Below are 662 nucleotides of genomic sequence, written 5' to 3'. Positions count from 1 at the left end.
AACCTACCGCCAGTAGCCGCCAACGTCAACCTCGAAATCGCCCCCAGCAGCGCTGTGGCGATCGCAGGACTCGGCGGCACAGATCCCGACGGGTCGATCGCATCCTTTACCATCAACACCGTCCCACCAGCAAATGAAGGGCTGATATTTTTAGGCAATCCCGAGACCGGCGGCACGATTGTCACCGCGGGTCAAATTCTGACACCTGCTGAGATTAACCAATTATTTTTCCAATCGACACCCAACTTTACAACAGCAAATTTCACCTACAGCGCTACAGACAACCAGGGCGCTACCAGCCCCGCCAGCGCTACTGTAACTGCTGTCTCCCAACCAATTTCTCCAACTCCAACTCCAACACCCGCGCCGATACCGACGCCCACACCCGCGCCGATACCGACGCCCGCGCCGATACCGACGCCCACACCCGCGCCAACTCCAACTCCAACACCCGCGCCGGAACCAACACCAACTCCAACACCAACTCCAACACCAACACCAACACCAACAGCCCCGGAACCAACTCCAACACCAACACCAACAGCCCCGGAACCAACACCAACACCAACAGCAGCCCCGGAACCGACACCAACACCAGCGCCATCCGCGACCCCGATATTCGGTCCAGTGCCCGAACCAGATACCGGTTGCGGTTGCCAACC

At 58.9% G+C, this 662-nt stretch carries 1 protein-coding gene; it reads left to right on the top strand.

The window, feature by feature from the left end:
• Positions 1–662, top strand: a 662-nt coding sequence (locus tag QUA78_RS31705) for an Ig-like domain-containing protein (RefSeq protein WP_445302465.1), incomplete at both ends; no start/stop codon positions are given.

This window comes from Microcoleus sp. K4-B3 (genome assembly GCF_036704615.1).
GTDB lineage: Bacteria > Cyanobacteriota > Cyanobacteriia > Cyanobacteriales > Microcoleaceae > Microcoleus.
The sequence above is the reverse complement of the archived record's forward strand: the minus strand, read 5'-3'. Positions and strand labels throughout refer to the sequence as shown.